Source organism: Chryseobacterium sp. CS3K3.1 (assembly GCF_059515165.1).
The window spans coordinates 390,788-413,818 of record NZ_JCAKRV010000001.1 but is presented as its reverse complement, the minus strand read 5'-3'; the positions used below and the strand labels follow the sequence as shown (position 1 = coordinate 413,818).

General features: G+C 38.4%; 18 protein-coding genes. 12 read left to right on the top strand and 6 right to left on the bottom strand.

Features of this window, described 5'->3' with window-relative positions; all coding sequences use genetic code 11:
• Positions 1 to 241 precede the first annotated feature (241 nt).
• The 5 genes from AC5YGI_RS01795 to AC5YGI_RS01775 form a co-directional block, all read right to left on the bottom strand.
• Complete coding sequence (locus AC5YGI_RS01795; protein ID WP_062672986.1) at positions 242 to 886, bottom strand: response regulator transcription factor; 645 nt, start codon at positions 884 to 886, stop codon at positions 242 to 244.
• Positions 883 to 1,653 (bottom strand): sensor histidine kinase, encoded by a 771-nt coding sequence (locus AC5YGI_RS01790; protein WP_330744834.1) that lies wholly within the window; start codon positions 1,651 to 1,653, stop codon positions 883 to 885. Before AC5YGI_RS01790 ends, AC5YGI_RS01795 begins: the two co-directional genes overlap by 4 nt.
• Positions 1,654 to 1,666: 13 nt before the next feature.
• Entirely contained in the window at positions 1,667 to 2,311 is a 645-nt protein-coding gene (locus AC5YGI_RS01785; RefSeq protein WP_330744835.1) for a hypothetical protein, read from the bottom strand.
• 11 nt (positions 2,312 to 2,322) lie between these two features.
• Positions 2,323 to 2,868 (bottom strand): hypothetical protein, encoded by a 546-nt coding sequence (locus AC5YGI_RS01780; RefSeq protein WP_330744836.1) that lies wholly within the window; start codon positions 2,866 to 2,868, stop codon positions 2,323 to 2,325.
• Between the two features lie 219 nt (positions 2,869 to 3,087).
• Positions 3,088 to 3,435 carry a winged helix-turn-helix transcriptional regulator gene (locus AC5YGI_RS01775; RefSeq protein WP_288444303.1) on the bottom strand — a complete coding sequence of 116 codons (348 nt, stop codon included), beginning with the start codon at positions 3,433 to 3,435 and terminating at the stop codon, positions 3,088 to 3,090.
• Between the two features lie 119 nt (positions 3,436 to 3,554).
• On the opposite strand from AC5YGI_RS01775, the gene AC5YGI_RS01770 reads away from it, so the two are divergent.
• Positions 3,555 to 4,502, top strand: coding sequence for an NADP-dependent oxidoreductase (locus tag AC5YGI_RS01770; protein WP_496167355.1), 948 nt, complete (start codon positions 3,555 to 3,557; stop codon positions 4,500 to 4,502).
• Between the two features lie 114 nt (positions 4,503 to 4,616).
• On the opposite strand, the gene AC5YGI_RS01765 is transcribed toward AC5YGI_RS01770, so the two are convergent.
• Entirely contained in the window at positions 4,617 to 5,441 is an 825-nt protein-coding gene (locus AC5YGI_RS01765) for a universal stress protein (RefSeq protein ID WP_496167354.1), read from the bottom strand.
• Between the two features lie 229 nt (positions 5,442 to 5,670).
• Here AC5YGI_RS01765 and AC5YGI_RS01760 point away from each other — a divergent pair, with 229 nt between their 5' ends.
• The 11 genes from AC5YGI_RS01760 (at position 5,671) to AC5YGI_RS01710 (ending at position 22,972) form a co-directional block, all read left to right on the top strand.
• Positions 5,671 to 6,789 (top strand): sensor histidine kinase, encoded by a 1,119-nt coding sequence (locus tag AC5YGI_RS01760; protein ID WP_496167353.1) that lies wholly within the window; start codon positions 5,671 to 5,673, stop codon positions 6,787 to 6,789.
• A complete protein-coding gene (locus tag AC5YGI_RS01755) occupies positions 6,786 to 7,550 on the top strand; it encodes a LytR/AlgR family response regulator transcription factor (RefSeq protein WP_446107082.1) in 765 nt (254 codons plus the stop codon). Before AC5YGI_RS01760 ends, AC5YGI_RS01755 begins: the two co-directional genes overlap by 4 nt.
• Before the next feature lie 272 nt (positions 7,551 to 7,822).
• The gene (locus AC5YGI_RS01750; protein WP_343640889.1) at positions 7,823 to 8,944 is read left to right on the top strand and encodes an efflux RND transporter periplasmic adaptor subunit; all 1,122 of its coding nucleotides are present in this window, start codon (positions 7,823 to 7,825) and stop codon (positions 8,942 to 8,944) included.
• 29 nt (positions 8,945 to 8,973) lie between these two features.
• Positions 8,974 to 12,132: an efflux RND transporter permease subunit gene (locus AC5YGI_RS01745; RefSeq protein WP_496167352.1), complete on the top strand. Its 3,159-nt coding sequence runs from the start codon at positions 8,974 to 8,976 to the stop codon at positions 12,130 to 12,132.
• A complete protein-coding gene (locus AC5YGI_RS01740) occupies positions 12,119 to 13,534 on the top strand; it encodes an efflux transporter outer membrane subunit (RefSeq protein ID WP_496167351.1) in 1,416 nt (471 codons plus the stop codon). Before AC5YGI_RS01745 ends, AC5YGI_RS01740 begins: the two co-directional genes overlap by 14 nt.
• Positions 13,535 to 13,787: 253 nt before the next feature.
• A complete protein-coding gene (locus tag AC5YGI_RS01735; RefSeq protein ID WP_330744844.1) occupies positions 13,788 to 14,366 on the top strand; it encodes a DUF4840 domain-containing protein in 579 nt (192 codons plus the stop codon).
• 102 nt (positions 14,367 to 14,468) lie between these two features.
• On the top strand, positions 14,469 to 15,035 hold the full coding sequence (locus AC5YGI_RS01730; protein ID WP_330744845.1) for an RNA polymerase sigma factor: 567 nt from the start codon (positions 14,469 to 14,471) through the stop codon (positions 15,033 to 15,035).
• On the top strand, positions 15,028 to 16,407 hold the full coding sequence (locus AC5YGI_RS01725; protein WP_330744846.1) for a porin family protein: 1,380 nt from the start codon (positions 15,028 to 15,030) through the stop codon (positions 16,405 to 16,407). The genes AC5YGI_RS01730 and AC5YGI_RS01725 overlap by 8 nt, the downstream gene beginning before the upstream one ends.
• Positions 16,408 to 16,446: 39 nt before the next feature.
• Complete coding sequence (locus AC5YGI_RS01720) at positions 16,447 to 17,409, top strand: T9SS type A sorting domain-containing protein (protein WP_330744847.1); 963 nt, start codon at positions 16,447 to 16,449, stop codon at positions 17,407 to 17,409.
• A 453-nt stretch (positions 17,410 to 17,862) separates the two neighbouring features.
• Positions 17,863 to 19,398 (top strand): YifB family Mg chelatase-like AAA ATPase, encoded by a 1,536-nt coding sequence (locus AC5YGI_RS01715; RefSeq protein WP_454510818.1) that lies wholly within the window; start codon positions 17,863 to 17,865, stop codon positions 19,396 to 19,398.
• Positions 19,399 to 19,864: 466 nt separating this feature from the next.
• A complete protein-coding gene (locus tag AC5YGI_RS01710) occupies positions 19,865 to 22,972 on the top strand; it encodes a non-ribosomal peptide synthetase family protein (protein WP_496167350.1) in 3,108 nt (1,035 codons plus the stop codon).
• Positions 22,973 to 23,031: the final 59 nt, after the last annotated feature.

Below are 23,031 nucleotides of genomic sequence, written 5' to 3'. Positions count from 1 at the left end.
CCTACTCTGTTCCGGCTTTTCGGGTGCTGCCTTTTTGTGTTTTTTTCTATGACAAAATTCCATCTTTCAGAAGAGCAAAAACAGAGGAGAAAACCGTATTTTGAAAAAGGAAAAACACCTTTTCGTTTGCAAATGAATGAGTTGTGAAATAAAAATCCGGCAGCTTGAAAAGCTGCCGGATACATAAAAAGAATGTAAAGATGTTTATTTTTTCAGGGAATAACTAAGATTAAAAATTAAGTCAGCACAAATCATGCTTCAAAGCAAAAAGTACCAGACCCGCTCTGTTTTTTATATCCAGTTTTACGAAAACCGAATCTCTGTAGCCATCAATGGTTTTAGGGCTCAGGCACATTTTGTCGGCAATCTCCTTATAAGTAAGTTCGCTGCAGGCCCATTTGATAAATTCTTTCTCCCGGTCTCTCAGCTCAGAAAGCAGGGAGGCATTTTTCGCTTCCTCTGTTTTTACTTTCAATAACTTTTGGGCTACAAAATCAGTATAAAAGCTGCCTTTCTCAAATACCGTTTCAATAGCCTGGAAAAGGATAGAAGGCTGCATGTCTTTTAGCAGATAGCCTTTAGCGCCTGCTTTCAGCATTTTAATCAATATTCTTTCATCATCGTCCATGGTAAGGGCAATGACTTTAATATCAGGATAATGCTCTGTAAGCCATTCTGTAGTTTCTATACCATTTTTATAAGGCATATTAACATCCATCAGGACTACGGCGGGTAATTCAGAAGCTTTTTCCACGCCTGCAATAAATTCTTCTCCGTTGGGATGATTCATAATGACCCGATATTGAGTGTTTTCTGTGATCATATTCTCCAGTGCTTTGGAGATTAAGGTATGATCATCAACGATCGCTATGGGAATAGTTTTCATAATAAATTTTTATGATAGGTTATCAAAGTTTGTGTTCCTTTATTCAGTTCTGAATGTATAGACAGTTCAGCATGAATCAGCTTGGCTCTCAGTTCCATATTTTTTAATCCTGAGCCGTCCTGATTACTATTGATATCAAAGCCTCTTCCGTTATCCGAGATACTGATATGTAATTTTTCACAGTCATCCTCCATGTGTATGGAAACATTTTTGGCTTTGGAATGTTTCAGAATATTATTGATACTTTCCTGGATAATTCTGAAAAGGATCAATCCATGTTTAGGCGAAATATCAATATCCTGCTTTTGCGTGATGAATTCTATTTTTAATAATTTCAGTTTTTTAATTCTCTTAACTTCTCTTTCAATGGATTCCGCCAGTCCGAAATGAATGATCTGTTCCGTGATTAATGTTTTAGAAAGATTTCTGATATCCTGTATACATTCTCCCAACAATTCATTGAGCTCGATGAGGTCTTCTTTTTCTGAATTCTGAAGTTTGGTAATCAGTTGGTTTTGGCGTAATCGGACCACAGATAATTTCTGTCCCAGATCATCATGCAATTCCTGCCCGATATAATTGAGCGTCTGTTCTTTCATTTCTACCTGTGAGGTGGCCAGCTCTTTTTCAAACCGTAAATCTTTTTCCTTCTGCTCAATCAGCAAGGTTGTTTTTTTCCTGATAAAAACCGCATAGATGAAGACCATTGTCAAAACAACGATGAATAAAGTAATCGTAAAGATGATAACCAGATTATTCTCTTCCATATCTGCAAAGCTTTTATCTTATTCTTTCCTGTTTGTTCCAGAGTAAACCTAATATAAGTATCCCGTTACTGATCAGATTCAGCATAAATAAAATGAAGAAATAAATACTTTCTGAAACAGTAGTTCTGAAAAAAAGTATCGGAATGCTTCCGATAAAAAATATCATTAGAGATACTGATATCCAGAAGGGTAAATAGTTTTTAATTTCTAATATTTTGTCAGAATTAAAGGTTTGATACAGGAACAAAATAATTGAAAACAACAACAGAAGAATATCTGCATAGAGCATATTAAAAGAAAAATGATGAAGCAGATCATCCTCTGTATAAAACATCACAGCAATATTAAGGACAAAAAGAACCAGGATGATGGCCTGTATCTTTTTGAGCAGCGGAACATACAGTAATTGGAAATAATATAATAAATACAAAAAAAATACAATCATTAAAAAACCAATTACATAGAAGATGTCCGTAGGCAGATTCGTCAGCTTGAAATAGAAATAACAGGAAATATCAATCAGGGAAAACAACAGATATCCTATGATAAAAAATAAATTCTCCTTTCCGGTTTTTCTATATTTTATGACCATTAGAATCATCACTACAATGGATATGGCCATCGATATCTGTTTCCCTGTTTCAATATTCCAGTTCATAATGCTGTGTTTTAAGGCATCGTTTCTGATAACGTTTTTGGTGGCGGTGCCAGATTGGTCATGTTCATAGATTCTATAGAAGTAACGTCTGTGTTTTCTTCGGTGGTGGCTGATCTGGCCATGGCCTTCTCTCTTTCTCTTTTTTGGGCAGTAGGTACTAAAAATATAGTTTGGTAACCTGCATATTCAGGTTTTGCCATTCTGTTTTTAGGATGATTCATTGGATATTTTCCCATGTAGATCCTGATTCCCGGATTTTTTAATTTTTGTTTTCTGGCATTTTCTTTTACATATTTAATATAGCCTTCCATATCTTCAAGCGAAAACCAGTACCATCGCGAATCGGGTTCACCGTTTCTGTACTTCATGAGAATTTCATGATTGGTTCTGGTATATTCATCAAAAAGAACGCGCCCTTCACGGTAGCTGATCAGTTTCTTTTTATAACTGTTGCTTACAGGTTCTTTAGGAGGTTCGGTGCAGCTAAGCAGACAAAATGCCAGAATAAGAGCTGCACATAAGAGACTTAAAATCTTAGTAAAAAAGGAAGTTTTCATTTTTATGGTTTTAATTTTATGGAACAAAATTAGCGAACGGCACAACTATAAAAAAGGGTGAAAACACTGTTTTTATCCTTTACTAAATTTACGACTTTTTGATATTCAGTTGAATATGAATTATGAGGTTTGTTTTTTTTAAGTAAAAATATCCAATGGTACTCCTTCAGTAATAAAATTAAAACCATGATGAACATTCATGGTTTGGAAGGAAACTATTTACCTTTTTATTCTCTCTTTTTCAATCTGCTTTTCACCCCAAAGCCGCAGATAATCAATAAAAGGAATGAGCTCGGCGCCGTTTTCCGTTAAAGAATATTCTACCTTAGGAGGAACTTCGTGATACACTTCTCTATGGATAAGCCCGTCATCTTCCAGCTCCCGGACAGTCTGGGTAAGCATTTTAGGGGTAATATCAGAAAGGGTTTTACGAAGTTCGCCATACCGCATAACTGTCTTCAGATGGAGATACCATAAAATACGGCCTTTGTACTTTCCTCCAATCCGTTTAAAGGCATAGTCAACAGGACAGGATGGCTCATTGGTAACTTTTTTTATTTTTAACATTTTTTCAATGGTTTGATAATCAGTATTAGTATATTTTTAGTATGTAGATTACAAAAAAGTACATACTTGCTGCAAAGATATGATGAGACTACATTTGCCCGATAATTAAAATCAAAAAAATGAAAGCTGTTATTGTAAACGAAGCAGGAGGCGTTGAAAATCTTCAATTTGCGGAAATAGATAAGCCTGTCGTAGGAAATGATGAAGTATTGGTAAAAGTAGTATCGGTAAGCATTAATCCTGTAGATGTAAAGTCCAGAGCATATGAAGGAGTTCTGAACTGGATTTTTGAAGAAAAAAGACCCGTTATTTTAGGATGGGATATCTCGGGAGAAGTAGTGGAAACCGGGAGAAATGTAACTGATTTTAAACCGGGAGATGAAGTCTTCGGAATGGTCAATTTTTTTGGAAAAGGAAATGCCTATGCAGAATATGTGGCCGCTCCGGCGGCTCATCTGGCATTAAAGCCTAAGAATATTACCCATCAGCAGGCTGCCGCGGCCTCAATGGCTGCTTCAACGGCATATCAGGCCTTAGTGGATGTTGCCGGAATTAAAAAAGGAAGCAAGGTTCTGGTCCATGCCGCTTCAGGTGGTGTCGGTCATTTTGCTATTCAGATTGCGAAGTATTTTGGTGCATATGTTATCGGCATATCATCCGGTAAAAATAAAGAATTTGTTTTGTCGCTTGGGGCTGATGAACATATTGATTATACAACGGAAAACTTTTATGAAAAGGTACAGGATGTAGATATCGTCATTGATACCCTTCAGGGAAAAGCTTTGTCAGATTCGGTAGATATTGTAAAAGAGAATGGTATTATTATAACACTTTCGACACCTGAGATTCCTGAAGATATTGAATTGAGAGCCAGGCAGAAAAAGGTGAATATTGAATTTATGATGGTACAGTCTAAAAAAGAAACTGCAGAAGCAATTGCGGGCTTATTGAAGCAGGAAGCCTTGAAACCATTTGTTTATAAAACTTTCCCGTTTGAAGACATAGCACTGGCACACTTGGAGGTTGAGACCAGCCGCGTTGCAGGAAAAGTAATAGTAAACCTGTGAAATAAAAACAGGACCGGAAATCTATTCCCGGTCCTGTTAAACAAGATTAAGTGTAAAATTTAGCCTTTACAGGCAAAAAGGATAATTCAAATGTGAACAGATTTTTATTGATTCTTAATCTATGTTTAAGGGAATTGATAGTAATGGTAATTTATTCTTGTAGGCCATTATGGCTGTTTTGCTTCGATGGAAAAGAGATTCTACAAGATTGTATTTATAAGGAATCATGGTTAAAAGATCCGGACTGGTCAGTTTTATTTCCTCCTCAATCGCCTTGATGACTTCAATGGACTGAATCATTTTAAAGCTGTATTTAATATCATCCAGATCGTACCCGGAATTCAGGTCAATATCATGAATAACCTCAGCAAAATCTTCTAATCTTTCACTTACATTGAAGACCTCAATCTCAGCATTGAATTCATTAATAAAGTGGTAAATATCATTCATGGCAGACCAGGTCATGCTTTTGTGCGTATCATAAGCAAAAAGAATTTTTCTGATTCCTGTATATTCTATATGAGCGGGAACAATGAGTATCGGTTTTTTAATTCTGTGGATAGCTCTTGTTACACTGTTTCCCAAAAGCTTTTGTTCCAGAGTTTTTTCAGCCATTCCCATCACAATAAAATCACAATCGTGAATCTGCATACAGTTTTCAAGCTCTTCAATAAAATTGCCGGAAGCCAGATGATGCTGGGTTTCGACAGTATATAATCTTTTTAGTTCCGCCGCCTTATCCTTCATTTTTTTCTGATTTTTAAGCGTTTGAGTGTAGAAAAAATCAGCTGAAACCTGTGCATTCAGGGCATGGATGGAAACGGATTGAAGATTGAAAAGCACAATTCTGTATTTGTTTTCTTTAGCCATAGATGCTGCATAATGAGTAGCGTTTTCAGCTTCGTGGGAAAAATCTGTGCAGACAATTATTGTTTTCATTGTACCGGATTTAATACCACAAAACTATGATAGACAGCTATTCCCTGATTATAAAAATATTGTGATGTTGCATAAAATGATGATGAAATGTCTTTTTCAGGTGATGAACCGTCACATTCATTTTAACTCTGCTATTTTACGTTTCAGGTATTGTTTTGGCGGCCTCGTCCAAAATAGAAGATATTCATATAAAATCTATTTCTATATTTACATTCATAAAGTCCCGGATATGAACAGGATTTCTGCCATCAGGAAAAAAATAGTACGGAATAAGAAGATTCTTTCCACCATGAAAAGAAGGCTGGTGATCTGGGCATTAGCAGTGGGCACTTTCTGTGTTTTTTCCTACCTTATTGATCCCTTTGATCCCGTTTGGAAAGGCTACCTTGATGCTCCTTTAAAAATGATTATGGAAGACGCCACATGGATTGTCTTTTTTTCCATCATCATTTCTGAGGTAAGTATTTTTATAGACAGGACGCTCAATAAGTGGCTTCCCTGGAGAAACAGGACTGTAAAGCGATTATTTATTCAGTGTTTGCTTCAGATCGTGGGAAGTGTTTTGATTGTGATTATTATTAATGCAATCGTAGATGGCACTTCAGTCACATTACCTGAAATGGATTCCCGCAAAGAATATACACTTCTGGGACAATGGATCGCTACTAATATTGTCATATCATTGATTATCAGTGCTTTTAATACCGTTGATTATTTATTGGAAAACTGGAAAAAAACAGCAGTAGAAGCTGCCCAGCACAAACTGAGGGCATCAAAACACAAGCAGGCTGCAATGGCGGCAGAACTTCAGGCACTTAAGCTTCAGATAGACCCTCATTTTATTTTCAATAACTTAAGTGTGTTGTCAGAACTCATCCTTGAAGATCAACAGTTGGGATATGATTATTCCGAGAAATTTGCGAGAGTATACAGATACTTATTGGTAAATTCCAAAAAAGACATTATTGCCGTAGAAGAGGAACTTAAATTTTTAGAATCCTATATCTTTCTGATTGAAAAAAGAATTGGGGAAGGCGTTATATTCAAAATAGATATTCAGGAAGAATACAGATCCAGATTCACCCTTCCGCTGTCTTTACAATTGTTGGTTGAAAATGCCATTAAACATAACCAGACTTCAAAGGTAAATCCTCTGGAGATTCATGTTTATACAAGCCCTGAAGGAGAATTGGTAGTTTCTAATACATTTCTGCCTTTAATCAATAAGCCGGATTCCTCAGGAGTAGGGCTTACCAATATCATTGCACGATACGAAATCTTAGGATATCCTAAACCTGTGATTGAAAAAACAGAAGATAAATTTATAGTAAAACTCCCATTGATATGAAGATTAATAAAGTTTTAATCGTTGAAGACGAAAGACCCAATGCAGACAGGTTAAAAAGACTGTTGTTGAAGTTAAGACCCCATATCGAAATTCTGTCTGTGGAAGACTCGATTACCTCAACAGTACACTGGCTGGAAAATAATGTGGTTCCCGATGTTATCATGATGGATGTAAGACTTGCAGATGGCCTCAGCTTTGAAATATTTAACAAACATGAAGTTAAAAGTGCTGTCATATTTACAACAGCATACGATGAATATGCTGTACAGGCATTCAAATACAATAGTGTAGATTACCTCCTGAAACCTATTGAAGAAGAAGAGCTGGATGCTGCATTAAAACGCTATGAAACTTTTATGGAAGCCGTCCCGGTAGTAGGAACAGCTATTGAAGGATTATTAAATTATATCCAGCCGAAAGACTACAGAAAACGTTTTCTGATCGCTCATAGAGATGGATATAAGACCGTGCTGGCAGAAGATATCCTTTACTTTTATACCGAATTGGGAATCAGCAAAGCCATGCTGAATACCGGAGTGGTAGAAAATGTTCCCCAAACCCTGGAAGAACTTGAAAAACAATTGGATCCCAAATTCTTTTTCCGTGCCAACAGACAATTTATCATCCATATCAATTCCGTTAAGCAGATTTTAAATCATTTTAATGGGAAACTGAAGCTGGAACTAAGGAAACAACCTGATATGGAAGTGATTGTAAGCCGGGAAAAAGCTTCCATTTTCAAATCCTGGATGGATTATTAATCCTAAAAAAAATACAGAGGAGATTGCTTTTACAAGAGCAATCTCTTTTTCGTTTTACTTGTGAAATACCTTAGTTTATCCTTACTGATTTCACTCTTATTTCCACATGAAAATCTCTTTTTTACCATAATTACAAAGAAAAATAACTGTTTTCCTTTCATTTTTCCGATCGTACGTTTCACCTGCGATTAATGACACTTCACCCAACTTCTGAATGAATATCACTGTAAGATGAAGTTATTTTGCTCCTGTAAAATTTAAAAACCAATGTTATGAATTACAGAAAAGGATATCTGGTACTTTCACTTACAGCTGCAGCGATATTGTACTCGTGTGGTTCCGGGAGCGGTCAGGAGAATGCCCATCAGATGCAGCAGGCATTGCCTACAGATTTTATTCAGGTAAAATCCGGAGATGCAGATGTGTCTACAGGATATCCGGGAAGCATAGAAGGACAGGACAATGTGGATATCAAAGCACAGGTAACAGGATATCTGGAAGCAGTATATATCAAAGAAGGACAGTATGTAAATAAAGGGCAGACCCTTTTCAGAATAAATCCATCTGTTTACAACGAGCAGGTCAATACCAATGAAGCAGCCTTGAAATCAGCGCTGGCGGCACAGGAAACCGCAAGACTTGAAGTAGAAAAGCTGAAACCTCTTGTAGAAGGAAAAGTAGTTTCCGATATGCAGCTGAAAACCGCTCAGGCAAGTTATAAAGCGGCTTCAGCACAGGTTGCACAGGCACAGTCATCATTGGGATCCTCAAAGATTAACGCCAATTTTACGTATATCAAAGCACCAGTGAGCGGATACATAGGCAGAATTCCGAACAGAGTAGGAAACCTTATCAGTCCCTCTGATCCATCACCACTAACAACGCTTTCAAGCATCAACAGCGTGAATGTGTACTTCTCAATGAATGAAGCTGATTTTATTGCACACAGCAGAGCTGCGGCATCAGGAAATACAGCAGAAGATGTAGAACTTATCCTGGCAGACGGTTCCACTTATTCTCTTAAAGGAAAACTGGAAAATGCCAGCGGGAACTTCGACAGAAATACCGGAAGTATTCAGATGAAAGCTGTTTTCCAGAATCCGGATAAATTATTAAGAGCCGGAGGAACAGCCAGAGTGATGATTCATAATGCCCTGAATGGTGTGATTAAACTTCCGAAAACCTCTGTAAAAGATATTCAGGACAAATTCTTTGTTTATAAACTGAATGGTAAGGATAAAGTGAAAATGACCCAGATTACCGTTTCAGGAAGTACCTCCCAGGATTACTTCATCAAAGAAGGCGTGAATGCAGGAGATAAGATTGCCATTAACAGAATTGATGCTCTTACAGACGGAGCACAGGTGGTGGCACACACTGTTCCTTTGAAATAGTTGTATAACCTTTCTTAGAAAATTCAAAAATGTTAAAAAAGATAATAGACCGTCCTGTACTGGCGACGGTAATATCCCTTATCATTGTTATTTTAGGGATTATAGGATTAAACCAGCTGGCGGTGACCAGATTTCCGGATATTTCTCCGCCCACGATTACCGTTTCAGGATCATATCCCGGAGGAAACAGTGAAACCGTGATCCGTTCTGTGGTAACACCTCTGGAAGAGCAGATCAATGGGGTGGAAGATATGGAATACATGAAATCTACGGCAAGTAATGACGGTACGTTCTCGATCTCCATTATATTCAAGCAGGGAGTGAATGCTGATCAGGCAGCCGTAAACGTGCAAAACAGAGTACAGCAGGCCACCCCGATACTACCGCAGGAAGTAGTGAGAATGGGATTGACCACCTCCAAGCAGCAGAACAGTATGGTATTGATTTTCAATATTTATACGGAAGATAATAAACAATATGATGAAACTTTCCTTCAAAATTATGCGAATATCAACCTTATTCCACAGGTTAAAAGAGTAAAAGGGGTTGGGCAGGCCATGGTTTTCGGGCTTAAAGATTATTCCATGAGAATATGGCTTAATCCTCAGAAAATGTCCTCTTACGGACTCGAGCCGGCAGATGTTTCCAGAGCGATCGCAGACCACAGTTTGGAGTCTGCTCCGGGTAAACTGGGAGAAGAATCGGATGCCGCTTTAGAATATGTCATCAGATACAAAGGAAAAAAGAACAAGCCGGAACAATATGAAAATATCATTGTTAAAAATACAGGAAACCAGGTTATTAGGTTAAAAGATGTTGCCCGTGTAGAATTCGGAGCGATTTCAAATACCGGAGATAACCTTTCCAATGGAAAAAATGCGGTTACTGTAGCGATTATGCAAACTACAGGATCTAACGCCAACCAGATTGAAATTGGGGTGAACAAAGCCCTTGACCAATTATCAAAATCATTCCCTCCTGGTATCAAATACACGAAGGTAATGAGTACCAAAGAAAGATTGGATGAAGCTACAGGACAGGTGAAATCTACCCTGATAGAAGCATTTATCCTTGTATTTATCGTGGTATTTATATTCCTGCAGGATTTCAGATCTACGATTATTCCGGCAGTGGCAGTTCCGGTGGCGATTATCGGTACCTTCTTCTTCCTTCTGGTTTTAGGATTTACGATCAACGTACTGACCCTTTTTGCCCTCGTACTGGCCATCGGGATTGTAGTAGATGATGCCATTGTAGTGGTGGAAGCCGTTCACAGTAATATGGAAGGAACGGACCTTTCCGGAAGAGAAGCTACTCATAAGGCAATGAGCGAGATTACAGGAGCGGTTATTTCCATTACACTGGTGATGTCGGCGGTATTTATCCCAATTGGATTTATGTCCGGTTCAGCAGGATTATTCTATAAGCAGTTTGCGTATACATTGGCCATAGCCATTATTATTTCAGCGGTTAACGCGTTGACATTAACTCCGGCTTTGTGTGCCGTGTTTCTGAAAAACAATCACTCGGGAGAAGGTAAAAAACCACAAGGATTCGGGCAAAGATTTGCAGTGGCATTTAATGCAGGATTTAATAATATGACCAATCGTTATGCGAAAGGCGTTAGATTTTTAATAGGAAGAAAATGGATTGCAGGAGGATTAATCATAGCCGTTATCGGGGTTGCAGGATGGCTGATGTCAAGTACGCCAAAAAGTTTTGTACCAATGGAAGACGACGGATTCTTTATGTACACTTTAAGTATGCCTCCGGGGACAGCATTGACCAAAACGACAGAGGTTTCCAACAAGATCAATGATATCTTAAAAGGAGTAGAGGCTGTGCAGGAAAATACTTCCATTACAGGATACAACTTACTCAGCAATAGTGCGGGACCTGCTTATGCGATGGGATTTGTTAAACTGAAACCTAAGAAAGAAAGAGGTGATGTTCAGGATATCCAGGAAGTGGTAGACATGGCAAGTGCAAAATTGGGAGTGATCAAAGAAGGAAGTGTAATGACCTTCAGAATGCCTCCGGTAGAAGGATACGGAATGACGAATGATGCCGAAATCGTACTTCAGGACCGTATGGGACGAGATCCTCAGGTTCTTAAAGCGAAAGCAGATGAACTGATCGGCCAGCTGATGCAGGTTCCGGAAGTAGCATTTGCCTACACGATGTTCAGGGCAGATTATCCTCAGATGGAGCTGGAAGTGAACGAAGATAAAGCAAAACAGCTGGGAGTAAGCATTTCCAATCTGTTGGGAACTGTTCAGACCTATTTCTCGGGAGATCAATCTCAGAATTTTTCAAGATTCGGGAAGTTCTATAGAGTGAATATTAAAGCTGACGGTGTTTTCAGAATGGATGAACAGGCCTTCAATGATATTTTTGTAAAAAATGAAAAAGGGGATATGGTACCAGTGAATACGCTGATTACTTTGAAAAAAGTCTACGGTCCGGAATCCGTTCAGCGATACAACCTTTACAATTCATTAAATATCAACGTATCTCCAAAACCAGGCGTAAGTAATGGAGAATTGATGGGTAAACTGGAACAGACTTTAAGTAAACTGCCATCTGACTACAGCTACGAATGGACAGGGCTGAGTTTGGAAGAAAAATCAGCAGGAAATCAAACCATTGCCATTTTTGGATTGTGCTTGCTTTTCGTGTATCTGCTCTTGGCCGCTCAATATGAAAGTTATATCCTTCCTCTGGCAGTAATGCTTTCCATTCCAACAGGGATTGTAGGTGCATTTTTAGGAATAAAAGCCATAGGACTGGATAACAACATCTACGTACAGGTAGGACTCATCATGCTTATCGGTTTATTGGCCAAAAATGCGATCCTTATTGTAGAATTTGCCATACAAAGGCGTAAGGCAGGACTTTCTATTCTGGATTCAGCACTGGAAGGGGCAAAGGCAAGGTTACGTCCTATTATCATGACATCATTAGCTTTTATTGTGGGAATGGTTCCACTGATGATTTCTTCAGGAGGAATGGCTTCCGGAAACAAATCCATCAGTACAAGTGCTGCCATGGGAATGTTGAGCGGAGTGGTTTTAGGAGTTTTCGTCATTCCTGTACTCTACATGTTCTTTCAGTATCTGGATGAGAAATTTTCTGCCAAAAAGAAGTACAATACGATAGAAAATCAATTGACAAATGACACTATTTAATATAAAGAATTTCCTTATTTCAGGCGCAATGGCATCACTGCTGATGTCTTGTGCCGTAGGGGAGAAATATACAAGAACAGACCTTCAGATTCCTGAAACCTACAAAGAATCTGTGCAGGTGACAGGCGATACTGTAGTGTTGCCATGGAAGACTTTCTTCAAAGATCCAAAATTGATTGGTTTAATAGATAAAGCCCTTTCAAGAAACAATGAAGTAAATGTAGCCCTGAAAAATATAGAACAGCTGGATCTGATCTACAGGCAAGCTAAGCTTAGTTTGATGCCAACACTGGATTTCACTGCAGGCGCAAACAGAAGCTGGGCTTCCAAAAATACCCTTAACGGCTCTCTGAACGAACAGTTTGTCGGTACAAAATACATGGATGATTTCAGTGCTGCACTGAGGCTTTCCTGGGAAGTAGACATTTGGGGAAAAGCTAAAATGCAGAAAGAATCTGCTGCTGCAGAATATTTTGGACAAAAGGAAAATTTAAATGCCATCAAAAGCAGGATTGTCGTTCAGGTTGCGCAGGCATATTACAACCTTATCAGCCTTGACGAACAGTTGAAAATTGCTGAACAGAATATTGAACTGAGCGACAACACGCTCAAGATGATGAATCTTCAGTTTAAAGCGGGACAGATCAATTCATTGGCGGTTCAGCAATCGGAAGCTCAGAAGAAAACCGCTGAGCTGCTGATTCCTTTGGCAAAACAGAATATTTCGATTCAGGAAAATGCTTTGAGCATCCTTTGCGGAGAATATCCGGCGAAGATAGAAAGAGAAGGAACCCTTAAAACAATGATTCCCGAAAACAAACTGTCTGAAGGATTACCGGCACAACTTCTGAGCCGTAGACCGGATCTGAAGATGGCAGAGTTCAACGTAATTAGCCTCAATTCAAAAACCGGACTGGCAAAAGCAGCCATGTATCCGAGTATCAGTTTAAGCCCGCAAATAGGAGTCAATTCCAATAAATTCAGTTCATGGTTTGATATTCCCGGATCTATTACCAAAGCGATTGCTGCTAATTTAGCGGCTCCGATATTTCAGAAAAAACAGTTGAAAACAGCGTATGAAACAGCTTTGATTGAACAGGAAAAAGCAGCCATCAATTTTAAACAATCTGTAATGACTGCTGTGGGAGAGGTTTCCGATGCTATGGCAAAGTCTAAAGGTTCTTCAGAAAGACTGCAGCTTTTAGAACAGAGAACAGCCATTCTGGACAAGGGAATCAATGATGCGCTGAAGCTGTATAAAAGTGGTATGGCAACCTATCTGGAAGTCATCACTGCCCAGAACAATAAACTTCAGAATGATCTGGAAGCTATCAATGTTACCCTTGAAAAACTAAATGCTGAGGTTGATCTTTACAGAGCACTTGGAGGGGGAATACAATAAAATACAACGGGTAAATAATGAAAAGGAAGCTATGTCATGTAGTTTCCTTTTTGCTGTTTTGAAGCATCAATACAACTCTATTATATAACAGGTACGGAATTTGCAATGAAGAGATGAAATTTTACGTGCACTAAATCAATTGGTTATAATTTTTTTATTCTTTTTTCTAAAAAAGGATGCAAGATTTTCAGAAAACAGGATTTATATAGATGAGTACTCGAAAATAATTAATGTTTAACGAAAATGTAATGCAATGAAAAAATTGACAGTACCCCGATTTTTTATGACAGTTTTAATGGTTTTGGCAGGATTGACCCTATTCTCATGTAATGATAATGAAGGACCGGACATTCCGCCTGTAAAAATGGAAGAATTACCAGGAAACTATAAAGGAAAAATGATTATTGTACAAGGAACTACCAAAAGAGAAGGAATAAAAGAATTCAAAGTAAAGAAAGATACGATCTCTTTTGCTGAATTTCCAATAGGTGAAATCGTAAAAACTGTGGTAAAGGATCCTGCAAAAGCTGAAACTGCCATAAAATCACTTGGAAAAGTGAACTATGATATTAAATATGCAGCAGTGATCAATACCGCAAATAATGTGATAGAGCTTACTCTTACTCCAAAAATAATGGAGCTTCAGATTCCGGTAGACGGAGTCAACAAAAAAACGGTTGTGGAATTCGTTTCTAAGCAAAAAGGATATTATGTAGGGATGGATAGAACGCTTAGATATGCGCTCACAGCAGAAAAAATTACAGTAGACGGAACAGTGGTTACTCCTTATGAAGTGATCGATTATAATTTCCCGTTCTGTATAAAAAATTAATAAATAGTATCATCAATGGATTGCACTTTATTAAAAAGATGCAATCTATTTTTGCCTGACAGTTTTATAACATCCCGGTGGATACGGAGGCAGTTGCATCATATGGAAGAAAGTAAAGAACAGATTTTGGTAAAGCACCTTCTGAAAAAGGAAGAGGCTGCCTGGAAAGAGCTTTTTGGAGCTTATTCCGGAAATCTGTCCTATGTATGCTCCCGTTATCTGGCAGAAAAAGAAGATGTTCATGATGTGCTTCAAAACAGTTTTATAAAAATGTTCCGTTCGATAGAATCTTTTGAGTACAGAGGTAGTGGTTCTTTAAAAGCCTGGATGACCCGTATCACAGTTAATGAATCTTTAAAGCATATCAAACAGAAAGGGGATTTTAAATCTGCTGTAGAGGTAGACGATCTTGCGGACATCCCTAATGAAGAAGAACCGGATTTTGAAGAAATCCCCCGTGATGATATTATGATGATGATCAGAGCTCTTCCTGATGGCTACCGGACTGTTTTTAACCTGTTTGTATTTGAGAAAAAAAGCCATAAAGAAATTGCCGGGCTGCTGGGAATTGCAGAGAATTCTTCTGCATCCCAGTTTCACCGGGCAAAAGGATTGCTTGTTCAGAAAATAAAAGAATTTAAAATGTCAAAAAAAGCACAATATGAATAACGAGTGGCTAAATAATCTGCGAAGCAGAATGGATGACCATGAAGAGGACGTTCCGGAAGGGTTGTGGGATGGCATCAGAGATGAATTATTTTCAGGAGAAGAAAATAGCAGCATTCCCGCATTTGTTCCTGAAATGCATGAAGGAGAAACGGGAAAGGCAGAAAAGATAGCTGGCAGAGGTCAAAAATCCCTGTTTTATCGTATCGGAGGAATTGCTGCCGCTATTGCATTGCTGTTTTTGCTGACAAAATTATGGCCACAGAATGATACAGAGAAAATGCTGTCTCAGATACAGACAAACGTGCAGAAAGAGAAAAATTCTTTAAAACCTGTACGAGCCGAACATGCTTCATCAGAAGAAATGACATCGGTGTCAGAAGCTCCGTTAGCTGAAAATATAGTGAATTCCGGACCTTGGTTGAAAGAACAGACCCGAAAATATTTTGAACCCGTAAGGAAAAATGAGCTAAAGGATATAATTAAACTGCCAACGGCTTCAGAATCTTTTCAGCAGGAAAGTAGTAAGATCGCTCAGAAATTATCTCCTGTTGATGATACAGCGAAAGAGCAGGTTGTGGAAAATAAAAATGATGAGGTTCTTTTTAAGCAGGAAAAAATAAAAGAAGTATATGCAGGAAATGCAACCCATCATACCAGAAAATCCAGAGACAAAAAATCATGGATGCTGGGTATGCTTACTGGCAATATGGCTTCCAATTCTGCAGAACAGCAGTTTCCCGGCTATGCTTCAATCACAGGAAAAGCGATGAACGTTGAGCAGGTATGGACGACTTCCGAATATCATGATGATCCTCTTACGGCTATACTACTGGCCAATCAAAGTCAGCCGGTAGAAGCAAGAATCAGACATAAAGTGCCGGTTACATTTGGTCTTTCTGTATACTATAATTTGGGGAAAAGATGGGGAATAGGAACAGGACTGAATTATACCAAGCTGTCTTCTGAACTGCATTCCGGAAGTGACAACAATTATATTAAAGGAGATCAGACGGTTCATTATCTGGGAATTCCGGTACAGGTTAATTATAATGTCATTCAAAAAGGAAGATTCACAGGATATGTTACAGGCGGGGCCCTGGTAGAAAAGCCGATAGCAGGAAATATTACCACAACGTATGTTGTGAATGATGAAATAAAGGAATCCTCAAAGGAACGCCTGGAGCCGAAACCTTTTCAGTTTTCTGTTAATACGGCAGTAGGCCTGCAGGTGAAGCTCATTGACAAGGTTGGAATTTATGCAGAACCGGGAATAGGATATCATTTTAAAGAAGAGAATGCTCCGAATACCATTTATAAAGAAAAGCCCCTTCATTTTAATATGAAATTCGGAATCAGAGTGCTGCTGGACTAATGCAGCCGATTTAAAAACACCAAACTTAATAATTGATATATGAAAACAAAACTAATCTTTTTAGTGGTTTTATTATTCTCTATTTTGGATATAAAAGCACAGTGCACGCCAACAATTACCAGTGCCAGACTCGGACAAAAATACCCGGGAACGATCTTATTCTGTGATACGGAAGATGAAGTTCTTTCCACAACACAGACTTACGCAAGTTATCAATGGTATAAACAGGAATGGACCTGGCAGACCCCTAATAATAACCCTTGGGTAGCCATTCCGGGAGCGACCTCACAACAGTTAACCATTAGTGGTAATGATCAGCTGAATTATTTTAAGGTAGTTGTTTCCCAAGGCGACTGTACAGCCGAAAGTCCTACAGCATTTGCAGATGGTTTTGTATATGGACTGCCGGCAATGATGACTACTTATACTCCAGGCACCTATGAAGAAAATATGGGAACAGTGAAGGTCTGCAACGGAGCTTCTGTACAGTTTGACAATATATTTCCATTAGTATATGGCAAACATACCTGGTTCAAATGTGTGCCGGGGAGCAATCCACCGGTAGCAGGAGATCCTTGTATTATTGCAGGTGTAGTAGGAGACACCTATGTTGCAACAAGCTCGGGGAAATACGGATTTTATGCCTGTACGGAATATTGTCCGGATCAGTGCCAGATGTTAGATCCGTTTGCTTTTGTTGAGGTGACTTTCGGAGATTGGGAATTCTGCAGCAATCTGGGAACAGGAGAAACAAAAATAAAAGATAATAATCTGAAAATTTATCCTAACCCTACGGCACAGCACCTTTATATCGGTAAAGAATCTGATAAAATCTATAAAGAGGTTATCATTATAGATATGTCCGGAAAACTTGTTCTGAAGAAAAATGATCACAGATATAATCAGCCGATTGATGTAAGCGGTCTGGTACCCGGAAATTATATCATTGTTTCCAGGAGCACAGACGGAACAGAATATAAAAACAGATTTATAAAAAAATAATAGGATTATAAAATCTGAAGATGCTAAAATATTGATTGTGGGAAGGAAGATTGGATGTCTGAGGAGGGATGTTCCTTGTATTGAAGAAGAACTGAAGTGATTTATTTTAATACTTTACGCTCATAGATACATTTTCATCCTTGTTAATCTAATGACGATCATAATTACCCCAAAAAGGAATTTCCTCTTTCCGGCATCCGCTTCCTGACTTACACTTAATGTTCAGTAATTCAGATGGCATAATCTTTTTCGTTAGTTTTTAATAATGGTTGAGTCGGTACAAAGAAATTTGTACCGGTTTTTTTTATTATCATCATCGTACTTCTACAAAAATATCTGATGATCTGTTTTCTTAAAATCTTTTTTAAAATCTTTGTCTGGCTAGAATACTGTTAATATAAAACCCGGATTTTCAAAATAGTATATTCATTACTTTTACTTCAAAAACACACCATGCTGATCAAAATTTATGGAAGTGCCATTCATGGAGTGGCCGCACAGACCATTACCATTGAAGTGAATGTAGATACCGGAGGAGTAGGATACCATCTTGTGGGGCTTCCTGATAATGCTATTAAAGAAAGCAGTTACAGAATTTCTGCAGCATTGAAAAATGTAGGATTTAAAATTCCCGGAAAGAAAATTACGATTAATATGGCTCCTGCAGATCTTAGAAAAGAAGGTTCTGCTTATGATCTCAGTATTGCTATTGGTATCTTAACCGCCTCAGATCAGATATCGGCAGAGAATGTTAAAGACTTTATTATTATGGGTGAGCTTTCTCTGGACGGAAGTTTACAGCCGATTAAAGGTGTTTTGCCCATTGCGATACAGGCCAGGGAAGAAGGATTTAAAGGAATCATTCTTCCAAAACAAAATGCCAGAGAAGCAGCCATTGTAAATGACCTTGATGTCTACGGAGTAGAAAATATCAGAGAAGTTATCGATTTTTTCAACGAAGGAAAAGCGCTTGAAAAAGTGACACTGGATACCCGAAAAGAATTTCATGAAAAGATCAATGATTTTCCTTTCGATTTCTCTGAAGTTAAAGGTCAGGAAACAGCCAAAAGAGCGATGGAAGTAGCTGCAGCAGGCGGACATAATATTATTCTGATCGGCCCGCCGGGAAGTGGGAAAACAATGCTGGCCAAAAGAGTTCCCAGTATTTTACCTCCTCTGACATTGAAAGAAGCGCTGGAAACAACAAAAATTCACTCTGTAGCCGGGAAAATAGGAACAGAAACATCATTGATGACTGTTCGTCCCTTCAGATCTCCGCATCATACTATTTCTGATGTTGCTCTGGTGGGAGGAGGAAGTTACCCTCAGCCCGGAGAAATTTCCCTTGCTCATAACGGAGTTTTATTTCTCGATGAAATGCCGGAATTTAAAAGAACGGTGCTGGAAGTAATGAGGCAGCCTCTGGAAGATCGTGAAGTAACGATTTCAAGAGCCCGGTTTACAGTCAATTATCCTGCAAGTTTTATGCTGGTAGCTTCTATGAATCCCAGCCCAAGCGGTTTTTTTCCCGATGATCCTAATAATACCTCATCTGTTTACGAAATGCAGCGGTACATGAACAAACTCTCAGGGCCTCTTTTAGATAGAATAGACATTCATATTGAAGTTCAGAAAGTAGAATTTGAACAGCTTTCCGAAAAAAGAAAAGGTGAAAAGAGTAAAGATATCAGAGACCGTGTACTGAAAGCAAGAGATATTCAGAATAAAAGATATCAAAACCTCAATATCAGCAGTAATGCGCAAATAGGACCTAAGGAAATTGAGGCCTATTGTGAACTGGATGAAACTTCTTTCGGTCTTATCAAATTAGCTATGGAAAAACTCAATCTTTCGGCAAGGGCTTATGACAGAATTCTTAAAGTTGCCAGAACAATAGCCGACCTTGAAGGATCTGAAAATATCCTGTCACATCATATTTCTGAAGCCATACAATACAGAAGCCTCGATAGGGAATTCTGGAATGGATAATGGTGTGCTATTTGGTTGGTTTTTAAATAGATAAATACTTTGTTTTTTCATAAGTTTAATACTTTGTGGTAGGATAAATGTAGCAATTATGTAACGCATAGGTTAAAATATTATGTTAAGTTTGATTGTCAAATTTTTAAAAATCCTTTATTATGAAAATTAAATTCTTAAATTTTGAAGTCCTGAATAGGAAATAATATCAATTTCTGAAGAATATGTGCCATTTATTCTTTCTTCTTTCCGACTGCCATAAACATCGTTTGAACACTGTTTACCGTTCTGCTCACTGAGAGAATAGTGTAAAACTCTGTATCACTCGGTTTTTAAAACTATTATGAAAACACATTGAGTAAAATAAGCTGTGGTTATGTTTTACGTCCGTTTTTCTCATTTCACAGAGTTTAAAATATACTTATCGAAGCATTAAGCTGCTATTTACAAATTTTTTAATCCAAATCAAATCATCATGTTAAACACAATTCCCTCATCAGGAACCTTATCGATAGGTTCAGCGGTATTACTGTCCTCTGAAGACAGAGAAAAATTGCTCAACGGATTTAATAAAACGGGTTGGGATTACCATCATGAAGAAACCCTGGAATCTCTTTTCCGGAAACAGGCAATCCTTCATCCTGATAAGACTGCTGCGGTTTATCAGAATCAGAAGATTACGTATGAAGAGTTGGATCAGAGAAGCAATCAGGTAGCCAATTTCTTATTAGGGCGAGGTATTGAAGAAGGAAAATATGTTCCCATCTGGTTGGACCGTTCTTTGGAATGGGTCATTGCTGTACTTGGAGTTATCAAAACAGGTGCGGCGTACGTTCCAATAGACCCTGCCTATCCTTCCAGGAGGATAGAGTATATTCTTTCCGATACTTCTTCTGATATTATCATTACCAATCAAAACCTCAAAATATTGCTGTCTGAAACTGAAAATGACAAAATATTCGATCTGAGCAACATGGAAAATCTTAATGATTTACCTTCAGAATATCCAGGGATTAACATCCATCAGAACGCTCTGGCATATACCATTTATACTTCAGGCTCAACCGGAAAGCCAAAAGGTGTAATGGTAAGCCATCAGGCTATACAACATCTGGTAACATGGCATAATCATCATTTTCATGTGGATTATAGTTCAAAACTGACTCTTGTGGCGGGATTGGCATTTGACATTTCTGTGTGGGAAATATGGTCGGCCCTTACTTCAGGTGCAACGGTTTTTATTGCAGACAATGAGGATAGAACAGAAGCTCAGGCGTTGGCAGATTACTACAGAAAAAATCATATTACCCATGGCTTTGTGCCTACTGTTCTCGCTCCTTCTGTAGTGGATATTACCCGCAATTATAATGACCTGAAGCTAAAATATCTCTTTACAGCAGGTGAGAAGCTAAAACCGGTACTTACTTCAGAATTAAGCTATGAGCTGGTGGATTATTATGGTCCCACAGAATGTACCGTATACGCTACTTATAAAAAAGTGAAAGATATTAACGGGAAATATGTTTCATCTATTGGCAGACCCATTGCCAATGCAAAAGCCTATATTTTAGATGAAAACAGGGAATTGCTGCCCGTAGGAGCTGTTGGGGAACTCTGTATTGGAGGAAATCTCTTAGCAAAAGGGTATCTTAATAATAAAGAACTTACGGATGCCAAATTTATTACGAATCCATTCAATGAAGCAGAGAAAATCTACCGTACCGGAGACCTGACCAGATGGAAACCGGATGGTGAGATTGAATTCTTAGGAAGAATTGATAATCAGGTAAAAATCCGGGGATTCAGGGTTGAACTTGGGGAGATAGAACGTTCACTGATTCAGCAGGAAAATATTAAAGAAGCTGTGGTGATTGGTAAAGATAGCGAAGGAAGCAGCAAATATCTTATTGCCTTTGTTGTTTTAGATCCCGGAGCCGTAACAAATATTTCGTCAATCCGGAATGCATTGAAAGATGAACTTCCAGGGTATATGATTCCTGCGCAAATTATTTTTATAGATAAAATCCCGTTAACGGCAAATGGTAAAACAGATACTCAGGTATTAAAAGATCTGGCCGATCAAGAAGCAAAAAAATTGGTTTCATCTGAACCTCCAACCAACGAAACCGAAAGAATAATTACAGAAGTCTGGTCTTCTGCATTGGAGCGGCCTGTTATTAATATTACAGATAATTTTTTTGATATCGGAGGAAACTCGCTGTTGGTTGCAACGGTGGCGGTTGCTTTACAAAGAAAGCTGGATGTGAAGGTGTATCTGCGGGATATCTATCAGTATCCGGTACTGCAGCAACTGTCGGAAGTTCTTATTGAGAGATCCGGAGAAACCAGAGAAGCTATCCCCGCGGAAGATGTAGAGCCCTATGTAGAACTTCAGAAAGATGTGTATCTCGCTCCGGGAACTGTTTTCGCAGGTGGTTTTGATCCTAAACAGGTAGAAAATCCAACAACAATATTTTTAACGGGAGCTACAGGATTTGTAGGAATTCACCTGTTGCAGGAACTTCTGGATACTACAAATGCTGATATTTACTGCCTTGTAAGAGCTCAGGATGAATTTTATGCGATGGAAAAGATTGACGAATGCTTTAAACAATACCATATTCCCCGGCATCCGGAACAGAAAGCACGTATTATTCCTGTTATCGGAGATCTGGCTCTGCCATCCCTGGGATTGTCTCAGGAAACATTTACAAAGCTTGCCAGGCAAACCGATCTGATTTATCATTCCGGAAGTTCCGTGAACTTCATAGAACCGTATTCCTATATGAAAGCTCCCAATGTAGAAGGACTAAGGGAAGTCATAAAACTGGCAGGAGCAGAAAGAACAAAATGTCTCGCCTTGCTGTCAACCATTTCCGTATACAGCTGGGGGCATATATTTACAGGAAAAACGGTAATGCTTGAATCGGATGATATTGAGCAGAACCTGATGTCTGTAAGCAAAGATATCGGATACGTAAGAAGTAAATGGGTGATGGAAGCGGTTGCCGATTTAGCAGCAAAAGAAGGACTGCCATTGATTACTTACCGTCTCGGATATGCCATGTGCCACAGCGAAACAGGAGCAAGTGCATCCTACCAATGGTGGTCCGGATTGGTGAAAAACTGTATAGAGTTCAAATCTTACCCTGTACTTACAGAGCTTAGAGAAGGTCTTATCACCGTAGATTATATGACCAAAGCCATGGCTCATATCACAAAAAATAAAGATGCGCTAGGTAAAAAATTCAATCTGATTGCACGTTCTGAAACCAATCTTACTCTAGAAGATTTCTTTGGACTAATGAAAAAATATTATCCTTTCACCCTCAAAGACCTTCCTTATAAAGAATGGAGAAAACAGTGGGAGGATGACAGTAAAAACCGATTGTATCCATTGACAAGTCTTTTCAGGGACAATATGCATGAAGGCTTATCTACTGTAGAACTTTACCAGAATACTTATATATGGGATTGTTCCAATGTTATTCAGTATCTGGAGGGATCAGGCATTCAGGAACCGGTATTTGATAAAAAAATGCTGGATTCCTACTTAAAATATCTCGGAATTCCGGTTGAATAGTATTGAATCATTGAAAAAGCCCAGACAGTATATGTTTGGGTTTTTAATTTTTATTCAGC

What these genes read in the sequence shown, in the direction of transcription:
- AC5YGI_RS01795 (WP_062672986.1), bottom strand. Translation starts at nt 886, where the DNA reads ATGAAAACTATTCCCATAGCGATCGTTGATGATCATACCTTAATCTCC.
- AC5YGI_RS01710 (WP_496167350.1), top strand. Translation starts at nt 19,865, where the DNA reads ATGTTAAACACAATTCCCTCATCAGGAACCTTATCGATAGGTTCAGCG.
- AC5YGI_RS01745 (WP_496167352.1), top strand. Translation starts at nt 8,974, where the DNA reads ATGTTAAAAAAGATAATAGACCGTCCTGTACTGGCGACGGTAATATCC.
- AC5YGI_RS01720 (WP_330744847.1), top strand. Translation starts at nt 16,447, where the DNA reads ATGAAAACAAAACTAATCTTTTTAGTGGTTTTATTATTCTCTATTTTG.
- AC5YGI_RS01790 (WP_330744834.1), bottom strand. Translation starts at nt 1,653, where the DNA reads ATGGAAGAGAATAATCTGGTTATCATCTTTACGATTACTTTATTCATC.
- AC5YGI_RS01770 (WP_496167355.1), top strand. Translation starts at nt 3,555, where the DNA reads ATGAAAGCTGTTATTGTAAACGAAGCAGGAGGCGTTGAAAATCTTCAA.
- AC5YGI_RS01750 (WP_343640889.1), top strand. Translation starts at nt 7,823, where the DNA reads ATGAATTACAGAAAAGGATATCTGGTACTTTCACTTACAGCTGCAGCG.
- AC5YGI_RS01765 (WP_496167354.1), bottom strand. Translation starts at nt 5,441, where the DNA reads ATGAAAACAATAATTGTCTGCACAGATTTTTCCCACGAAGCTGAAAAC.
- AC5YGI_RS01760 (WP_496167353.1), top strand. Translation starts at nt 5,671, where the DNA reads ATGAACAGGATTTCTGCCATCAGGAAAAAAATAGTACGGAATAAGAAG.
- AC5YGI_RS01730 (WP_330744845.1), top strand. Translation starts at nt 14,469, where the DNA reads ATGGAAGAAAGTAAAGAACAGATTTTGGTAAAGCACCTTCTGAAAAAG.
- AC5YGI_RS01735 (WP_330744844.1), top strand. Translation starts at nt 13,788, where the DNA reads ATGAAAAAATTGACAGTACCCCGATTTTTTATGACAGTTTTAATGGTT.
- AC5YGI_RS01775 (WP_288444303.1), bottom strand. Translation starts at nt 3,435, where the DNA reads ATGTTAAAAATAAAAAAAGTTACCAATGAGCCATCCTGTCCTGTTGAC.
- AC5YGI_RS01725 (WP_330744846.1), top strand. Translation starts at nt 15,028, where the DNA reads ATGAATAACGAGTGGCTAAATAATCTGCGAAGCAGAATGGATGACCAT.
- AC5YGI_RS01715 (WP_454510818.1), top strand. Translation starts at nt 17,863, where the DNA reads ATGCTGATCAAAATTTATGGAAGTGCCATTCATGGAGTGGCCGCACAG.
- AC5YGI_RS01780 (WP_330744836.1), bottom strand. Translation starts at nt 2,868, where the DNA reads ATGAAAACTTCCTTTTTTACTAAGATTTTAAGTCTCTTATGTGCAGCT.
- AC5YGI_RS01785 (WP_330744835.1), bottom strand. Translation starts at nt 2,311, where the DNA reads ATGAACTGGAATATTGAAACAGGGAAACAGATATCGATGGCCATATCC.
- AC5YGI_RS01755 (WP_446107082.1), top strand. Translation starts at nt 6,786, where the DNA reads ATGAAGATTAATAAAGTTTTAATCGTTGAAGACGAAAGACCCAATGCA.
- AC5YGI_RS01740 (WP_496167351.1), top strand. Translation starts at nt 12,119, where the DNA reads ATGACACTATTTAATATAAAGAATTTCCTTATTTCAGGCGCAATGGCA.